Below are 644 nucleotides of genomic sequence, written 5' to 3'. Positions count from 1 at the left end.
ATCGATTTTTCTTTCTCTTCCTCTAGGTACTTAGATGTTTCAGTTCCCTAGGTTTACCCTCCTATAGCTATGTATTCACCACAGGATACGTAGGGTTACCTACGTGAGTTTCCTCATTCGGAGATCTTTGGATCACAGGCTATTTGCGCCTACCCAAAGCTTATCGCAGCTTGTCACGTCCTTCTTCGGCTCTTGATGCCAAGGCATTCACCATGCGCCCTTTGTAGCTTGACCTAATGTCGTGTCATTATAATCGGCGCACTACTTCGTCAGCTAGGTCACTGCGCTGCTCACTTGCTTAAAGCAAGCTCCGCGGCTTCGTTCGGTCGCTTCCTAGTATCGCTTGATTCTAATGCCACTCCTAATTTGCTCCGCAAATTACGGTTCTGCACTTAGAAAAGTACATTTCATAATTTGGTTTTGAACAAACCAGTCTACTGACTTGAATACTAGCGTGCATTCTTATCAGTCAATTTATTACAAAGAATAGTAAATATCTTTACTTTAACTTATGTGCAATTTTCAAAGAACAATCTGAGATACTTGGTATCTCAAAATTAAACAGAGAGAGATTCTAACCAGAATTCGTATATATTAAGCCTGAAATGCATCAGTACTTAATAATTTCTCCATAGAAAGGAGGT

Annotated in this window: 1 rRNA gene; it reads right to left on the bottom strand. The window is 40.5% G+C overall.

Annotated features, from left to right (window positions below):
• Nucleotides 1-234 (bottom strand): 23S ribosomal RNA (locus J3477_RS25935); the annotation flags it as partial.
• Between the last annotated feature and the right edge of the window lie 410 nt (nt 235-644).

This window comes from Clostridium zeae (assembly GCF_017312485.1).
GTDB lineage: Bacteria > Bacillota > Clostridia > Clostridiales > Clostridiaceae > Clostridium_AR > Clostridium_AR zeae.
Note: the sequence above shows the minus strand (reverse complement) of the source record. Positions and strands in the feature narration are given on the sequence as shown.